We start from the raw sequence: 15,999 nt of genomic DNA, 5'->3' as shown, positions 1-15,999 counted from the left end.
CAGTTTTCAAAGAACTACTTAGTCGCTCATTTGCGACTTCCTTATGTTAACATCTTCATTTTCCGATGTCAACTAAGTTTTTTAATTTCTTTTTTGTCGTTTTCTGCGTTTCTGCATCAGCGACGTTTATTAATTTATCATATCCTTACTCTTAGCGTCAACACTTTTTAATAAAAAATTCTTTTTCTTACATAACGAATACATTCTTCCCTATTAGCAACTCTCCGAAATAAACAAAAAATGATTTTATACCTTTCTTCCATCGCCTTTTTTACAACGCTATGTATACGCTCATCTTCAAAATCAAATAAAAGTTCCTCTAACTCTCTCTTCAGTATGTATTCAATTTCTTTTTTCTCTTCCTTCGTCAACATAATCCCAAGCAAATTATCACCCCAATAACTCCTTACGTGTACCGATAAACGCCCCACTCATTTTCAATTATCAATACTGTATCATCAAAAAACAAAATTCTATCACTCATTATATCCACCACTTACGATATTAATCCCTTGTTCTCTTTTTTTAATTTAAAGCATATATGTAACTGAAAAGGATTGGACAAAGGGGCGTAATATTATGTTTTTCTTTTTTATTACGAGTAAAAGAACATTTAAACACATTAGCTTAATAATCGTACTTTCCTTATTTACAGCATGGCTACTCTTTTTAAAAACATATTCACATGAATCTGCTTTTTCAACTGCTACTGGCCCTAAAGTGATTTACAAAGGGGACACTGCAAAAAAACAAGTTGCATTCACGTTTGACATTAGTTGGGGGGACAAAAAAGCTATTCCAATCCTTAATACACTCAAAGAAAGAGAAATTAAGAATGCAACCTTCTTTCTCTCTGCTGCATGGGCTGAAAGACACCCTGATATTGTCGAACGCATCATGAAAGATGGACATGAGATTGGTAGTATGGGCTATAATTACACATCCTACACTTCACTAGAAGCAAATGAAATACGACGAGATCTTTTGCGGGCACAAGATGTTTTTACGAAACTTGGCGTAAAACAAGTCAAGCTATTACGTCCACCTAGTGGCGATTTTAACAAAACAACTCTTAAAATAGCGGAATCACTCGGATACACCATCGTTCATTGGAGTAACAATTCAAATGACTGGAAAAATCCCGGCGTAAATAAAATCATTTCCACAGTCTCTAGCAATTTAAAGGGTGGAGATATCGTCTTATTACATGCTTCTGATTCTGCCCTTCAAACAAATAAGGCTTTACCATTACTCTTACAAAAATTAAAGAGCGACGGATATGAACAAACATCTGTATCACAACTTATTTCCAACACAAGTACAAAAAGTGAAGATATTAAGTAGTTCCTTTCTACACGGTTCTTCACACATAAAAAGCTCTGCTATCTTTTGTTAAGATAGCAGAGCTTTTTTATCCTAGCATTTACAGACGATAAGAATCTGGATAATTAAAAATCCACTCTCCTCATTAAGCTGACTTACTCTTTTGTCCAATTAAACGATGCAATACAAGTAACTGATATGAATTACATAATAAAAGTGGTATCACCATTAAATATAACCAATCAGTATCATTAATCCGGAGCGCTGGTACCCATTCAAGAATTGTTACAACAACCATAAAGAACAGAGCGGGAACGAATGCTTTTTTATTCGTTTCTTTACTCTTTATATAAGCGACAATTGCCCCAAACACAAATAACATCCCAGCAACAAGTATGTTATTCCCTAATGAAACTTCCCCATTCGCAACAAGTACTGACCTTAAATAAACGAAATCAAACAATACGAACGCAATAAAGAACAGTTGCACTGTATTCCATAAAGAAGATGACCGAAACATCCCTAATCCAAAACGATGGATCGTTAAATACGCAAAGAACCCCATTTGACTTATAACACTAAAAATAAATCCTACGCCCATCAACCAAAAGGAAATTGCTAAAATCTCTTTTCCGTCGAAATTTTGAAAAAATTTAGCGTACTTGTCCCACTCTAAAACAAAACCAATAAAGACTGTGCTAATCCCACCAAGAAACAACGTCGTAAAAAATAGTCGTACCCACTTGCGGCTATTCACAACACATCCCCCATTATTCTTATATTTCTAATTAAATTGTAACAATGACAATTTCAAAAAGCTAGCCATGTTAATGTATAAATTCCTTAAAGAGATTTATATTAAAAAAAGAGAACTTTGCTGAAAGGAGCTCCAACTTATGAAACGGATGCTGCTCGTTTTGATTTCTTCTTTTCTATTTATAGCACTAGCGGCATGTGCACAAGAAAAAGAAGCAAAATCCGAACTTGATTATGATCAAACAAAAAAAATGATTGTTGATATTTTAAAAACCGATCAAGGAAAAAAAGCGATCCAAGATGTATTAACTGATGAAAAAATGAAACAAGCACTCATACTAGATGAAACAGTAGTAAAGAAAACGATTGAAGATGCACTGGTATCTGAAAAAGGGCAACAATTCTGGGAAAAGCTCTTTAAAGACCCTGAGTTCTCATCGAAATTTGCTAAAAGTATGGGAAAAGAACAAACAAACTTAATGAAAACTTTACTAAAAGATCCTGAATACCAATCAGGTGTTATAGAGATTATGAAAAATCCTGAAGTAGAGAAAATTATGTTACAAACAATGAAGAGTAAAGAATATCGTCAATATTTACAGCAAGTACTAACTGAAACTGCCGAAAGTCCTCTCTTCCAAGCTAAGATGATTGACATCATTAGTAAAGGTGTACAAAAAGCCGAAAAAGGTGGGTCTGATAAGAAAGGCGCAGGTGGTGAAGGCGGTTCTCAAGATGGGAACAAAGAACAATAATAAAAATTATAGAACTGAGTGGACAATGTATATATTGTCCACTCATTACTACTTTATTTTTGTGTAACAGCTGTTTTATCAATAACTGTCTCAGCTATCGTACGATAAATGAGACCCGTTGTATGTGTATCTTCATATACTGACGGCGCAAAGTCCTCTTTATTCCAATCAGGTTGTTGAAGTGGAATTCGGCCAAGTATATCCGTTTGGAGTTCCGTAGCCAATTTATCTCCTCCACCTCTTCCAAACACATACTCTTTTTCACCAGTTGCTTTACTTTCAAAATACGCCATATTTTCAACAACACCAAGAATACTATGTTCTGTACGTAAAGCCATGGCTCCAGCGCGCGCTGCTACAAATGCCGCTGTTGGATGCGGCGTTGTTACAATAATCTCTTTACAAGCCGGCAACATCGAATGTACATCTAAAGCAACATCCCCCGTACCTGGTGGTAGGTCCAATACTAAGTAATCTAAATCACCCCACTCTACTTCTGTGAAAAAGTGATTTAACATTTTCCCAAGCATCGGTCCTCTCCAAATAACAGGTGCGTTATCTTCTACAAAGAATCCCATTGAGATTACTTTCACGCCTAGACGCTCCACTGGTATTATCTTATCACCTCTTACGATTGGACGTTTTTCTATACCCATCATATCCGGTACACTAAAACCGTAAATATCCGCGTCGATGATACCAACCTTTTTGCCTAAACGAGCTAAAGCAATTGCAAGGTTAACAGAAACAGTTGATTTCCCTACTCCACCTTTTCCACTTGCCACTGCTAAAAATGTTGTATTTGAGTTCGGTGATAATAAGGATTCACTTTTCTCTTCCTCTTGCGGTGGTGCAAACTGAGCTAATTCCTCTTCTGTAAATTCTGCAAAACGAAGTCCCACTGTTGTTGCTCCAAGTTCTTTTACTAACTTTACAATTCCAGACTGCAACTGCATTTGTTCCGCTGTACCCGTCTTTACAATTGCAATTTTAACACTTACATGTTCCTTCTCAGGCTTGACTGTCACCTCTTTAATTGCATTTGTTTCTTTTAACGTTTTATGTATAAACGGATCTACAATCCCTTCCAATGCTTCCACTACCTGCTCTTTTGTTACCATAATTAGCCCAGCCCCCTGTATGAAAAATAACGTATTGTTAATTAAATTTATCTCTCTTTATTTTTAAAATAAATGCGTTTACATTTCCAGTATAACATATTTTCGGAAAACTTCGTTAACGAGAGAAACTCGAAAAAATCCTCCTTATTCTGGAGGATTTCCTTTTTCCGTAAAATAACGTAATATACCACGATATATTGCAGCAGCTACTTTTTGTTGGTATTTCTCCGAATTTAACATATATCTTTCATTCACATTCGATAAAAAGCCCGCCTCAATTAAAGCACCTGGTGTTTTGGCATACTTCAATAAATACACGTGAGGAATTGTTTTAGCAGAACGATTCGTATTTTCTAAGCTTGTTCTCAATTCAGCTTGTATAAATTTCGCAGCCCGTTCATTTTCAATCGAAGAACGATAGTAGAACGTTTGTGCGCCTTTAGATCCACTACTAGTTAGGGCATTTAAATGAATACTCGCAAAAAAGTCTACATCAGGCTTATTAATGATCTCAACACGCTTTTTTAAATCCTCTGCTTTACGCCTACTATATGACTTTGTATCTTTATTAGCTAAATCATAATCTCCTTCACGCGTTAAAATAACTAAAGCACCTTGTTCTTGTAAATAATCTTGTACCTTTTTTGTAATCTCAAGTGTAATGTCTTTTTCTACAATATCCTTTCCACCAACAGCCCCTCCGTCTGGCCCACCATGCCCAGCATCTAGTACAATCACTTTCCCTGATAAGGGTAAATTCCAAGCTCGCCACGATTTTGTAATTTGAAATTCTTGTTTAACTAAAAAAAACAAAACAACCGCAGCGAGCGCAAAAGAGATAATTCGAATTCTCTTCATACCTTTCCTCCTCCAGCTAGTCCCTCTAATTACTTATATGGGACAAGAGGAAAGTTTATGCTTGTCTTAGTGTAGCTTTAATCGATATCTTCTTTCGCCTTTTTCATAGCCTTCCTGCCACCACAAGCCGATAAACTGCTGGCAAGATTCAAAAAGCAATTCCTCGTCTTGCAACTTAATTTCACGTATAGTCATACTCGTTAAAAATTGAAATAACGTTTCAGTTAATTGTTGTTCTTCTTCTAAAGCCCTATATTTCACATCAAAGAATGATTCGCCATGATAACCAAATTTACTGTATCTCGCTCCTAATAAATAAGATTCTATCCCTAGTTCAATGCAATAATCTTCATACTGACGATGAAGTTCTTGCATCTGAAAGGCATCACGAATATTTAAACGCAATGTTTTTAATGATAATTCTCGCAGCATCTTCCGCTCGTATTTTAACTGCTTTTCTTTTTGTTTTTCTTGTAAGCTGACAATGACATTCATAGTACTTATAAACCTCCCTAATACGTATTAGTCTAAACTTCTAAAGAAGAAGCATACGTAGGACGGTAGCACTAAAATATTCCAAGCTAAAAAAATTACAAAAGAAGAATTAAACATAAAAAAACCCCAACCAAAATGGTTGGGGTTTTTAGTTCGCAAAAATTAACGTTTTGAGAACTGAGGTGCACGACGTGCGCCTTTAAGACCGTATTTTTTACGCTCTTTCATACGTGCGTCACGAGTTAATAGACCCGCACGTTTTAATGTTAGACGGTATTCTGGATCAGCTTTTAATAAAGCGCGAGAAATACCGTGACGAATAGCACCAGCTTGACCAGTGTATCCACCACCATTTACGTTTACAAGTACATTGTAGTTACCTAAAGTTTCTGTTGCAACTAGAGGTTGTTTCACTACTTCACGTAATGCAGCAAATGGGATATAGTTTTCAAAATCACGACCGTTAATAATAACGCGTCCTTCGCCTGGAACTAGGCGTACGCGCGCTACTGAACTCTTACGACGTCCAGTGCCATAGTATTGAACCTGTGCCAAAGTAAGCCCTCCTTTAATTAATTATCCGCGAAGTTCGTAAACTTCTGGTTGTTGTGCTTGGTGTGGATGCTCTGCTCCAGCATACACGTTTAATTTCTTAGACACTTGACGTCCTAAACGTCCTTTTGGAAGCATGCCTTTAATTGCAAGCTCTAACATTTGTACAGGGTAGTTTGTACGCATTTCTAGAGCTGTTCTTTGCTTAAGTCCACCTGGGTGGTTAGTGTGACGGTAGTAAATTTTATCGTTTAATTTATTACCTGTTAAATGAATTTTCTCAGCGTTAATAATAATTACATGATCACCCGTGTCAACGTGTGGTGTAAATGTTGGTTTGTGTTTACCACGTAAAATGGATGCTACTTCAGTAGATAGGCGACCTAAAGTTTGACCTTCAGCATCAACCACATACCATTTACGCTCAACTTCGTTAGCTTTTGCCATAAAAGTCGTACGCATGTGTTTCCCTCCTCGTTATCTTTTCCATAGAAAAAATCTATTGTTTATCTTAAACACGATTTCCTTCCGGGGCTAATCGTGGTTTTAGAAACAATACCATATGTTATGATATACTTTTGAGTTTCTAATGTCAAGCAAATGTTACACCAGGATTAGTTGTTATAGTTTACCTGCCATAAGTAAAGTCCATGACCTGGAGCCATCTTTCCAGAAAACTGGCGATTTTGTTTCGCTAAAATCTCTGGAATACTATCCGGATCAAGCTTTCCTTGACCTACGCTAAGTAACGTACCAACAATAATTCTGACCATATTATATAAAAATCCATTACCTACAAAGCGAAAAATTAATTCATCGTCTTGCTCAATTAATTCGATTTCATAAATTGTTCGTACTTTATCTTTTTTGTCAGTTTTTGCCGAACAAAAAGAAGTAAAGTCATGCGTTCCAATAAAATAAGGAATCGCTTTTCTTATAGAGTTTATTTCGAGTGGATATGGATATTGATATACATAATTTCTACGGAATACATCCGCAGTCTTTGATAATAATACACGATAGCGATATTCTTTTTTCTCGACACCGTAACGTGCATGAAATTCTTCTGTTTTCTTCTCTACCTGCCTGATAATAATATCATCCGGCAACATTGTATTTAAAGCATTACTCCATTGCCACTCTTCAAGAGACAAAGGTGTATCAAAGTGTATCACTTGTCCTTTGGCGTGAACGGTAGAATCCGTTCTGCCTGATGCCTGCACACGAACAAGTTCTCCTTTATGCAACTTCTGCAATGCTTTCTCTATTTCTTGTTGAACAGTCCGATGCTGTGGTTGAATTTGGTAACCACAAAAATGAATGCCATCATATGCAACTGTACATTTTATTCTTTCCATTTCTCTATTCTCCATTACGACCGCACCCATGCCAAAATACAAGCTAAACAAAGTAAGCTTACAATTGTTACTGTATCACTTATTTTCCAGCGTAGTTGCCTAAATTTAGTACGTCCTTCGCCACTTTTATATCCACGAGATTCCATCGCAATCGCTAAGTCCTCTGCACGCTTAAAAGCACTGATAAATAATGGAACGAGTAGTGAGATAATAGCTTTCATCCTATCTTTTATCGGTCCCCCGGCGAAATCAATGCCACGTGACGCTTGTGCTTTCATAATTTTACTCGTTTCATCCATTAATGTCGGGATAAAACGTAGTGAAATTGACATCATTAATGCGATTTCATGAACAGGAACTTTTATACGCTTGAACGGCTTTAATAACGTCTCCAACCCATCTGTAATTTCAATAGGTGTCGTCGTTAACGTTAATAATGTCGTCATTAAAATAATAACGAAGAATCGTATAGAAATGTATATTCCTTGCTCTAATCCTTTTTCATGTATCGAAAACCAACCAAGCTGGAATAGTACTTCCCCTTCTTTATTTGTAAAAATATGCAGGAAAAATGTAAAAATAAAAATCCACAGAATTGGTTTTAAGCCCGAAAGTACATAACGAATCGGCACTTTTGCAAAAAATAAAGCAATGAGTGCATATAAAAATAAAAATCCATATGAAATCGCATTATTTGCTAAGAAAACAACAAATACATATAAAAAGACAATCAACAGCTTCGTACGAGGATCCAGTTGATGAATGAGTGACTGACCTGGAATATATCTCCCAATAATCAACTGCTGCATGATTCATGACCACCTTTTCGTAACACCTGTACAACTTCATGAGTAAGATCCTCTAAAGATAAGGTAGCCTTCGAAATTGAAATACCAAACTTCTCTTCAATTGCACGTTTATACTTTAAAGACATTGGAAGATCCACACCGATTTGTTCTAATTCATCAGCATATGAAAATACTTCCTCTGCTCTTCCTTGCAAAAAGACCGTTCCTTTATGCATGACCACTATTTGATCTGCATACTTAGCGGCATCCTCCATATTATGGGTAACAAGAATGACTGTAAGCCCCTGTTCCTTATGCAAATTGTAAAACATCTCCATGAGCTCGTGCTGTCCTTTTGGATCAAGCCCTGCTGTAGGTTCATCTAATACAAGCACTTCGGGTTCCATCGCAAGTACGCCTGCTATTGCAACACGCCTCATTTGCCCACCGCTTAATTCAAACGGAGAACGTGCTAATAACTCTATGTCCAATCCAACAAGCTGGATTGCATCTTTCGCCTTTTGTTTTGCCTCTTCTTCAGATACACCAAAATTAGTCGGTCCAAAACAAATGTCCTTTTCAACTGTTTCTTCAAATAGTTGATGTTCTGGAAACTGAAAGACAACCCCTACTTTTTTTCGTAGCGGCTTAAGCTTTTTCTCTTTCTTCCCTGCTGAAATTAAATGTTCACCAATTTGAACCGTACCATTTGTCGGCTGCAATAAACCATTTAAATGTTGAATCATCGTCGACTTACCTGAACCAGTATGACCGATAATGGCATAATAGCCCCCACTTGGAAACGACACGTCTACATCATAAAGTGCGCGTCTTTCAAATGGAGTTTTATATTGATAACGATGTTCTACTTTTTGGAATGTAATCTCCAAAGTTCGTTCACCAAGCTTTCCATTGTAAGATGCGTATTTTGCAAGTGAATTTCATTTCTTTTTAATAATTCTGCTATTTTCACCGAAAAAGGTACATCTAATCCAATCTCTTGGAGCATATGAGAGGATTTGAAAATTTGCTCTGGAGTACCTTCCTCTAATATTTCTCCCTTGTTCAAAATAATAATACGGTCTGACTGTGCCGCTTCTTCTAAATCGTGCGTAATCGATAATACCGTAATACCCTTTTGATCAACAAGTTGTCTGACCGTTTCTACTACTTCACGTCTCCCCTGAGGGTCTAACATTGAAGTTGCTTCATCTAGTATTAAAATAGATGGTTGAAGTGCTAGAACACCTGCTATTGCGACTCGCTGCTTTTGTCCACCAGATAACGAATGGGGTTCTTCATTTAAAAAATCTTCCATACGGACAAGTTGCAGAGCTTGTTCTAGTCTTTCTATCATCTGCTCCCTTGGCATTCCGATGTTCTCTAGGCCGAATACAACGTCATCTTGTACTGTCGTTCCAACAAATTGATTATCTGGATTTTGAAATACCATGCCAATTTGCTTTCGAACATCCCATACTGTTTCCTCTGATAAAATCATTGTATCATTTAAAGTAATTTTCCCTGATTCCGGTAAAAATAAGCCATTCAATAATTTTGCAAGTGTAGACTTCCCTGAACCATTTTGTCCAATAACAGATACCCATTCTCCTTCATATAAGGAAAACGAAACATCTTTTAATGCATAAGAGGCTGCCCCAGGATATTGAAATGATATATTTTCTGTCCGAAGTTTCTCTTTTTTCAATACAAGGCACCCTTTCTTTCGTCAAGTTAGCCTATTTTTATACTTAAAAAAAAAGGGCCATGACCAGTTACTTGAAAAGAACTGTCCTGCCCTTTTAATCATCATTATACTAACTCGATAATTACCATTGGTGCTGCGTCTCCGCGACGTGGACCAATTTTTGCAATACGAGTGTATCCGCCTTGGCGCTCAGCATAGCGTGGAGCTACATCAGCGAATAATTTTTGAAGTGCATCTTGACCAGTCTCAGCGTTAGCAACCTCATTACGGATGAAAGCTGCTGCTTGACGACGAGCATGAAGATCTCCGCGTTTACCTAAAGTGATCATTTTTTCCACTACAGAACGAAGTTCTTTTGCACGAGTTTCTGTCGTTTGGATGCGCTCGTTGATAATTAAATCAGTAGCTAAATCACGTAACATAGCTTTACGTTGCGCACTTGTACGGCCTAATTTTCTGTATGCCATTCGTAGTTCCCTCCTTTGTTGATGGGTTTAAATCCTCAGTCGTCTTTACGTAAACCTAAACCTAATTCCTCAAGTTTATGTTTAACTTCTTCTAAGGATTTACGTCCTAAGTTACGAACTTTCATCATATCTTCTTCTGTTTTGTTCGCAAGCTCTTGTACAGTATTAATTCCTGCACGTTTTAGGCAATTATAAGAACGAACAGAAAGATCTAGTTCTTCGATAGTCATCTCAAGAACTTTTTCTTTTTGATCTTCTTCCTTCTCGACCATAATCTCAGCATTTTGTGCTTCGTCAGTTAAACCAACAAAGATATTTAAATGCTCAGTTAAGATTTTGGCACCTAAAGAGATAGCTTCTTTTGGCCCGATGCTTCCATCCGTCCATACATCAAGCGTAAGCTTATCATAATTAGCCACTTGTCCGACACGTGTCTTTTCCACTTGGTAAGTCACACGTGATACTGGAGTATAAATAGAATCAATAGGAATTACTCCTATTGGTTGATCTTCGCTTTTATTTGCATCAGCTGGCGTATACCCACGGCCACGCTTTGCAGTTAAACGCATGCGGAAATGCGCATTTTTTGCTAACGTCGCAATGTGTAAATCTGGATTTAAGATTTCAACATCACTATCGTGAGTAATATCAGCAGCTGTGACAATACCTTCGCCCTGTACATCGATTTCCAACGTCTTCTCTTCTTCAGAGTAGATTTTAAGAGCTAACTTTTTCAAGTTTAAGATCATCGTCGTAACGTCTTCTACTACGCCCTCAACTGTTGAAAATTCGTGTAAAACGCCATCGATTTGGATAGCAGTTACAGCGGCACCAGGGAGTGAGGATAAAAGAATACGACGTAAGGAGTTACCCAAAGTAGTACCATATCCACGCTCAAGCGGTTCAATCACGAATTTGCCATACTTAGCATCTTCGTTAAGTTCAACCGTTTCGATTTTCGGTTTTTCGATTTCAATCATTAACTAAACCCTCCTTCAAAACGTCGAAACCCCGGTTAAACAAAGGAAGAACCTCTGTTTAACCGAAAGTCCCCCTTAGGCAGTTCCCGATTGTGCACAACAAGCGATGTTTCTGTACGAAATTTCTCGATAATGCATCATATCCATTATAGACAAAAGGGAAAATTCTATACAGAAAAATTACACACGACGACGTTTTGGTGGACGACATCCATTATGAGGAACTGGAGTAACATCTCTAATTGCTGTTACTTCTAGACCTGCCGCTTGAAGAGCACGAATTGCAGCTTCACGACCAGCACCAGGACCTTTAACAGTAACCTCTAAAGTTTTTAAACCATGCTCCATTGCAACTTTAGAAGCAGCTTCAGCAGCCATTTGCGCAGCGAATGGAGTAGATTTACGAGATCCACGGAAACCAAGTGCACCAGCACTAGACCAAGAAAGTGCGTTACCATGAGTATCTGTAAGTGTTACGATTGTGTTGTTGAAAGTAGAACGAATATGAGCTATACCAGCTTCAATATTCTTTTTCACACGTTTTTTACGAGTGTTTGTTTTACGTGCCATTGTTAGTTCAACCTCCTTTACTTATTATTTCTTTTTATTTGCTACTGTACGACGTGGACCTTTACGTGTACGAGCATTGTTTTTAGAGTTTTGACCACGAACTGGTAAACCACGACGGTGACGAAGACCACGGTAAGAACCGATCTCCATTAGACGTTTAATGTTAAGAGATACTTCACGACGAAGGTCTCCCTCAACTTTAATACGATCGATGATATCACGGATACGTCCTAATTCATCTTCCGATAAATCACGAACTCGTGTTTCCGAAGAAATACCAGCTTCTGTAAGAATTTTTTCAGCAGTTGTGCGACCAATGCCGAATACGTAAGTTAAAGAAATAACAACGCGCTTGTCACGAGGAATATCTACACCTGCGATACGTGCCATTTTGAATGCACCTCCTTCTGATTAACCTTGTTTTTGTTTATGTTTAGGGTTTTCACAAATAACCATTACTTTTCCACGTCTACGAATAACTTTACATTTTTCGCAGATTGGTTTAACTGACGGTCTTACTTTCATGTCTCGAACCTCCTTAAAGATTACGGAGTGCTATATTATTTAAAACGGTACGTAATACGACCACGATTTAAATCGTACGGAGATAATTCTACCGTAACTTTGTCTCCTGGTAAAATACGAATGAAATTCATACGGATTTTACCAGAAACGTGAGCCAATACGACATGCCCATTCTCTAATTCTACTTTGAACATAGCATTTGGCAACGTTTCAAGAACGGTACCTTCGACTTCAATTACATCATCTTTAGCCATTCAATAGTTCTCCCTTCTTCAAATCAGTAACATTTTACACTGCTCTGAAATCCCGGAGAGCCAGCTACTTATAAAGTGGTAAGGATTTCGTATCCTGCTTCTGTAAGAGCAATCGTGTGCTCAAAATGGGCACACCATTTACCATCTACCGTTACCACTGTCCAGTCATCAGATAGTGTTTTTACATATCGTCTTCCTTGATTCACCATCGGCTCAACACAGATGACCATTCCCGGCTTTAATCTAGGGCCTCTATTTGGTGGACCATAGTGCGGGATTTGAGGGTCCTCATGTAAGTCTTGCCCGATTCCGTGACCAACATACTCCCTAACGATCGAGAACCCATTCTCTTCAGCATGTGTTTGAACCGCATGCGAGATATTTGATAATCTTTCGCCTGGTTTTACTTGTTCTAGACCAAGATACAACGATTTTTCTGTGACATCAAGTAGCTTTTGAACAGATTCAGAAATGTTTCCAACTGGATACGTCCATGCAGAATCACCATGGTACCCATTGTATTTCGCACCAATATCGATACTGATGATATCGCCCTCTTCGAGCTTACGCTTCCCTGGAATCCCGTGTACAAGCTCTTCATTTACAGAAGCACAAATGCTCCCCGGAAATCCGTTGTATCCTTTAAAAGATGGCGTAGCACCATATTTTCGAATCGTCTTTTCCGCTATTTGATCGAGCTCTTTCGTTGTAATTCCTGGAGTAATATGTTGTTTCAACTCTTGATGAGTTAAAGCAACGATCCTGCCAGCTTCTCGCATGATTTCTATCTCGCGAGGAGTTTTGCAGATGATCATTACGCTAAGTCTCCGATGAGAACATCGATATCAGCAAATACTTTATTGATATCTTGCTCACCATTAATGCTTTGTAAGTAGCCAAGCTCCTCGTAGAAATCAAGCAAAGGTTTTGTTTGCTTAATATTTACATCTAAACGATTTGCTACAGTTTCTTCATTGTCATCAGAGCGTTGATATAATTCGCCACCACATTTATCGCACACATCAGCTTTTGCTGGCGGATTGAATTCTAAGTGGTAAGTCGCACCGCATTCTTTACAAATGCGACGGCCTGTAAGGCGTGTTAATAACAACCCTGAATCCACATTAATGTTTAAAACATAGTCGATTTTTTTGCCAAGATCTTTCATAATCTCTTCAAGAGCTGATGCTTGTGCAACAGTTCGTGGGAAACCATCTAATAAGAAGCCTTTAATACAGTCTTCTTGGCTTAAACGTTCACGAACAATTCCAATTGTAACTTCATCTGGAACAAGCGCACCTTTATCAATAAAAGATTTTGCTTGTAAACCAAGTTCAGTTTCAGCCTTCATAGCTGCACGGAACATATCTCCTGTTGAGATGTGAGGGATGTTATACTTGGCAATAATCTGTTCGGCTTGTGTACCTTTACCAGCACCAGGAAGCCCCATTAAAATCAAGTTCATCCTTGTTCCCCCTCAGTACATGAGCATGTAGGGAAGACAGTTCTTCCCACTTACTCACTGCTTGATAAACCCTTTGTAATGGCGTTTTACCAATTGGCTTTCTAGCTGCTTCATTGTTTCTAAAGCAACGCCGACAACGATTAACATACTCGTTCCACCAATCTGTGCAGATGGAGGAAGATTTCCCAATTTCGTAAAGATAACTGGTAAGATTGCAATCGCTGCTAGGAAAATTGATCCCACAAAGGTCAAACGATACAAGATTTTTGTTAGATATTGTTCTGTATTCTTACCCGGACGAATACCTGGAACATATCCACCTTGCTTGTTTAGATTCTCTGACATTTGCTCTGGATTAACCTGAACAAATGCATAGAAATATGTGAAGGCTACAATGAGCGCAACATATATGATCATTCCCACTGGGTGAGAATAGTTAAAGTTTGCAATAATCCACTGCGACACATCATGTTTCGGGAAGAACTGTGCAATAGTTGGAGGCGTAATTAAGAATGAAACAGCAAAAATGACTGGAATAACACCCGCACTATTTACCTTAAGTGGTAAATGAGTGTTTTGTGCTCCAGCATGATTCCCATTCCCTCCTGTTACACGCTTCGCGTATTGAATTGGGATCTTTCTAACAGCCTGTTGAATGAAAATAACACCAACAATAACCGCTAGCACAGCTAGTAAAATCAATGCAACTTTAACGATACTCATGAACAATTGATCTCCGATATTTTGAAACTGTTGTTGATACACTTGAGATATAACACTTGGGATCGCTGCGGCAATACCGCCAAAGATAAGAATGGAAATACCATTACCTACACCTTTAGCTGTAATCTGTTCACCTAACCACATTAAAAATGCAGTACCAGCAGTCAGTACCGTAGCAATGTATAAATAAGTGCTCCAACCTGGATTCAAAATTAATTGCCCACCTACCATACCGTTAAAACCGATTGACATACCAAACCCCTGAATAAACGCAAGAACAATTGTAAAGTAACGCGTGAATTGCGTTAGTTTACGACGGCCCATTTCGCCTTGCTTCGACCATTCCGAAAATTTAGGAACAACATCCATCTGCAATAATTGCACGATGATGGATGCTGTAATATACGGCATGATTCCCATCGCGAAGATGGAGAAGTTTTTCAAGGCGCCACCGCCAAATGTATTTAGGATACCTAAGGCATTTAATTGATCTTGTGCTTTCAGTACGTCTCCATTTGTAAATGGCACTGGGATAAACGTGCCAATCCTGAATACGACTAACATCGCTAAAGTGAATAATATTTTACGTCTTATCTCAGCAACGCGCATAAAGTTGGAGATTGTACGAAACATTAGATCACCTCAACTGATCCGCCAGCTGCTTCAATTGCTTCTTTAGCACTTGAAGAGAACTTGTGCGCTTTAACAGTTAATTTTTTCTCTACTGCTCCGCTTGCAAGAATTTTAACACCGTCGTTTAATTTGCTGATAACGCCAGTTTCCAGCAATAATTCAGGTGTTACTTCTGTACCATCTTCAAAACGATTTAACGTTGATAAGTTTACAATAGTAAACTCTTTACGGTTAATGTTTGTGAAGCCGCGTTTTGGTAAACGACGGAATAGTGGAGTTTGACCACCTTCGAAGCCAAGACGAACACCGCCGCCAGAACGTGCGTTTTGTCCTTTATGACCTCTACCAGCAGTTTTACCGTTACCAGAACCGATACCACGACCGACACGGTTACGTACTTTACGAGAACCTTCTGCAGGTTTTAATTCATGAAGTTTCATTCCCAGGCACCTCCTTATATTAATGAGTTATCCTTAAGCTTCTTTTACAGAGATAAGGTGAGAAACTTTGTTGATCATACCAAGAATAGCAGGAGTTTCTTCCTTAACTACAGTTGAATTCAACTTTTTAAGACCTAAAGCTTCTACCGTCGCACGTTGATCTTGTGGACGACCAATTACACTACGAGTGAGGGTAATTTCTAACTTTTTCGCCATTTGTTTTCCCTC

General features: G+C 38.2%; 24 protein-coding genes. 2 read left to right on the top strand and 22 right to left on the bottom strand.

The genetic code is table 11. The annotated features are described in order from the left end of the window. Positions 1-167: 167 nt before the first annotated feature. A complete protein-coding gene (locus DN408_RS14430) occupies positions 168-386 on the bottom strand; it encodes a hypothetical protein (protein ID WP_033708173.1) in 219 nt (72 codons plus the stop codon). 193 nt (positions 387-579) lie between these two features. On the opposite strand from DN408_RS14430, the gene pdaB reads away from it, so the two are divergent. Then, a complete protein-coding gene (gene pdaB, locus DN408_RS14425) occupies positions 580-1,344 on the top strand; it encodes a polysaccharide deacetylase family sporulation protein PdaB (protein WP_002091556.1) in 765 nt (254 codons plus the stop codon). 124 nt (positions 1,345-1,468) lie between these two features. Here pdaB and kbaA read toward each other — a convergent pair whose 3' ends face one another. Next, entirely contained in the window at positions 1,469-2,080 is a 612-nt protein-coding gene (kbaA, locus tag DN408_RS14420) for a KinB signaling pathway activation protein KbaA (RefSeq protein ID WP_002124701.1), read from the bottom strand. Between the two features lie 139 nt (positions 2,081-2,219). On the opposite strand from kbaA, the gene gerD reads away from it, so the two are divergent. Further along, entirely contained in the window at positions 2,220-2,834 is a 615-nt protein-coding gene (gerD, locus tag DN408_RS14415; protein WP_002009716.1) for a spore germination lipoprotein GerD, read from the top strand. 53 nt (positions 2,835-2,887) lie between these two features. Here the strand turns inward: gerD and DN408_RS14410 are convergent, their stop codons facing one another. The 20 genes from DN408_RS14410 to rpmD all read right to left on the bottom strand — a co-directional run bounded on the left by DN408_RS14410 (position 2,888) and on the right by rpmD (position 15,987). After that, the gene (locus DN408_RS14410) at positions 2,888-3,955 is read right to left on the bottom strand and encodes an Mrp/NBP35 family ATP-binding protein (protein WP_002009718.1); all 1,068 of its coding nucleotides are present in this window, start codon (positions 3,953-3,955) and stop codon (positions 2,888-2,890) included. 144 nt (positions 3,956-4,099) lie between these two features. Beyond that, positions 4,100-4,813, bottom strand: coding sequence for an N-acetylmuramoyl-L-alanine amidase CwlD (gene cwlD / locus DN408_RS14405; RefSeq protein WP_002009721.1), 714 nt, complete (start codon positions 4,811-4,813; stop codon positions 4,100-4,102). A gap of 66 nt (positions 4,814-4,879) precedes the next feature. Continuing rightward, positions 4,880-5,308, bottom strand: a complete 429-nt coding sequence (locus tag DN408_RS14400) for a DUF2521 family protein (RefSeq protein ID WP_002029335.1) — start codon at positions 5,306-5,308, stop codon at positions 4,880-4,882. A gap of 162 nt (positions 5,309-5,470) precedes the next feature. Then, entirely contained in the window at positions 5,471-5,863 is a 393-nt protein-coding gene (gene rpsI, locus DN408_RS14395; RefSeq protein ID WP_002009728.1) for a 30S ribosomal protein S9, read from the bottom strand. Between the two features lie 21 nt (positions 5,864-5,884). Beyond that, on the bottom strand, positions 5,885-6,322 hold the full coding sequence (rplM, locus tag DN408_RS14390) for a 50S ribosomal protein L13 (protein ID WP_002029337.1): 438 nt from the start codon (positions 6,320-6,322) through the stop codon (positions 5,885-5,887). Between the two features lie 152 nt (positions 6,323-6,474). Beyond that, positions 6,475-7,218: a tRNA pseudouridine(38-40) synthase TruA gene (gene truA / locus DN408_RS14385; protein ID WP_002169325.1), complete on the bottom strand. Its 744-nt coding sequence runs from the start codon at positions 7,216-7,218 to the stop codon at positions 6,475-6,477. 14 nt (positions 7,219-7,232) lie between these two features. Next, positions 7,233-8,027, bottom strand: coding sequence for an energy-coupling factor transporter transmembrane component T family protein (locus tag DN408_RS14380; RefSeq protein WP_078178335.1), 795 nt, complete (start codon positions 8,025-8,027; stop codon positions 7,233-7,235). Then, on the bottom strand, positions 8,015-8,896 hold the full coding sequence (locus tag DN408_RS14375) for an energy-coupling factor ABC transporter ATP-binding protein (protein WP_002124690.1): 882 nt from the start codon (positions 8,894-8,896) through the stop codon (positions 8,015-8,017). Before DN408_RS14375 ends, DN408_RS14380 begins: the two co-directional genes overlap by 13 nt. Further along, positions 8,872-9,714, bottom strand: coding sequence for an energy-coupling factor ABC transporter ATP-binding protein (locus DN408_RS14370; RefSeq protein WP_002009740.1), 843 nt, complete (start codon positions 9,712-9,714; stop codon positions 8,872-8,874). The genes DN408_RS14375 and DN408_RS14370 overlap by 25 nt, the downstream gene beginning before the upstream one ends. Positions 9,715-9,818: 104 nt before the next feature. After that, positions 9,819-10,181, bottom strand: a complete 363-nt coding sequence (gene rplQ / locus DN408_RS14365; protein ID WP_000331490.1) for a 50S ribosomal protein L17 — start codon at positions 10,179-10,181, stop codon at positions 9,819-9,821. A gap of 35 nt (positions 10,182-10,216) precedes the next feature. Continuing rightward, positions 10,217-11,161, bottom strand: a complete 945-nt coding sequence (locus tag DN408_RS14360) for a DNA-directed RNA polymerase subunit alpha (protein WP_002009743.1) — start codon at positions 11,159-11,161, stop codon at positions 10,217-10,219. A 180-nt stretch (positions 11,162-11,341) separates the two neighbouring features. Then, positions 11,342-11,731, bottom strand: a complete 390-nt coding sequence (gene rpsK / locus DN408_RS14355) for a 30S ribosomal protein S11 (protein WP_002009745.1) — start codon at positions 11,729-11,731, stop codon at positions 11,342-11,344. 24 nt (positions 11,732-11,755) lie between these two features. Beyond that, positions 11,756-12,121 carry a 30S ribosomal protein S13 gene (gene rpsM, locus DN408_RS14350; protein ID WP_002009746.1) on the bottom strand — a complete coding sequence of 122 codons (366 nt, stop codon included), beginning with the start codon at positions 12,119-12,121 and terminating at the stop codon, positions 11,756-11,758. A gap of 21 nt (positions 12,122-12,142) precedes the next feature. After that, positions 12,143-12,256 (bottom strand): 50S ribosomal protein L36, encoded by a 114-nt coding sequence (gene rpmJ, locus DN408_RS14345; protein ID WP_000868344.1) that lies wholly within the window; start codon positions 12,254-12,256, stop codon positions 12,143-12,145. A 35-nt stretch (positions 12,257-12,291) separates the two neighbouring features. Continuing rightward, on the bottom strand, positions 12,292-12,510 hold the full coding sequence (gene infA / locus DN408_RS14340; RefSeq protein ID WP_001029884.1) for a translation initiation factor IF-1: 219 nt from the start codon (positions 12,508-12,510) through the stop codon (positions 12,292-12,294). A 68-nt stretch (positions 12,511-12,578) separates the two neighbouring features. Then, positions 12,579-13,325 (bottom strand): type I methionyl aminopeptidase, encoded by a 747-nt coding sequence (gene map, locus DN408_RS14335; RefSeq protein ID WP_000582542.1) that lies wholly within the window; start codon positions 13,323-13,325, stop codon positions 12,579-12,581. Next, on the bottom strand, positions 13,325-13,975 hold the full coding sequence (locus DN408_RS14330) for an adenylate kinase (RefSeq protein ID WP_002124689.1): 651 nt from the start codon (positions 13,973-13,975) through the stop codon (positions 13,325-13,327). Before DN408_RS14330 ends, map begins: the two co-directional genes overlap by 1 nt. A 54-nt stretch (positions 13,976-14,029) precedes the next feature. Next, complete coding sequence (gene secY / locus DN408_RS14325) at positions 14,030-15,331, bottom strand: preprotein translocase subunit SecY (protein ID WP_002124688.1); 1,302 nt, start codon at positions 15,329-15,331, stop codon at positions 14,030-14,032. Further along, positions 15,331-15,771 (bottom strand): 50S ribosomal protein L15, encoded by a 441-nt coding sequence (rplO, locus tag DN408_RS14320; RefSeq protein WP_002009754.1) that lies wholly within the window; start codon positions 15,769-15,771, stop codon positions 15,331-15,333. The genes secY and rplO overlap by 1 nt, the downstream gene beginning before the upstream one ends. Positions 15,772-15,804: 33 nt before the next feature. Next, positions 15,805-15,987: a 50S ribosomal protein L30 gene (gene rpmD, locus DN408_RS14315; RefSeq protein ID WP_002009757.1), complete on the bottom strand. Its 183-nt coding sequence runs from the start codon at positions 15,985-15,987 to the stop codon at positions 15,805-15,807. Positions 15,988-15,999 lie beyond the last annotated feature (12 nt).

Source organism: Bacillus sp. AR13-1, from assembly GCF_008042285.1.
Lineage (GTDB): Bacteria > Bacillota > Bacilli > Bacillales > Bacillaceae_G > Bacillus_A > Bacillus_A mycoides.
The sequence above is the reverse complement of the archived record's forward strand: the minus strand, read 5'-3'. Positions and strand labels throughout refer to the sequence as shown.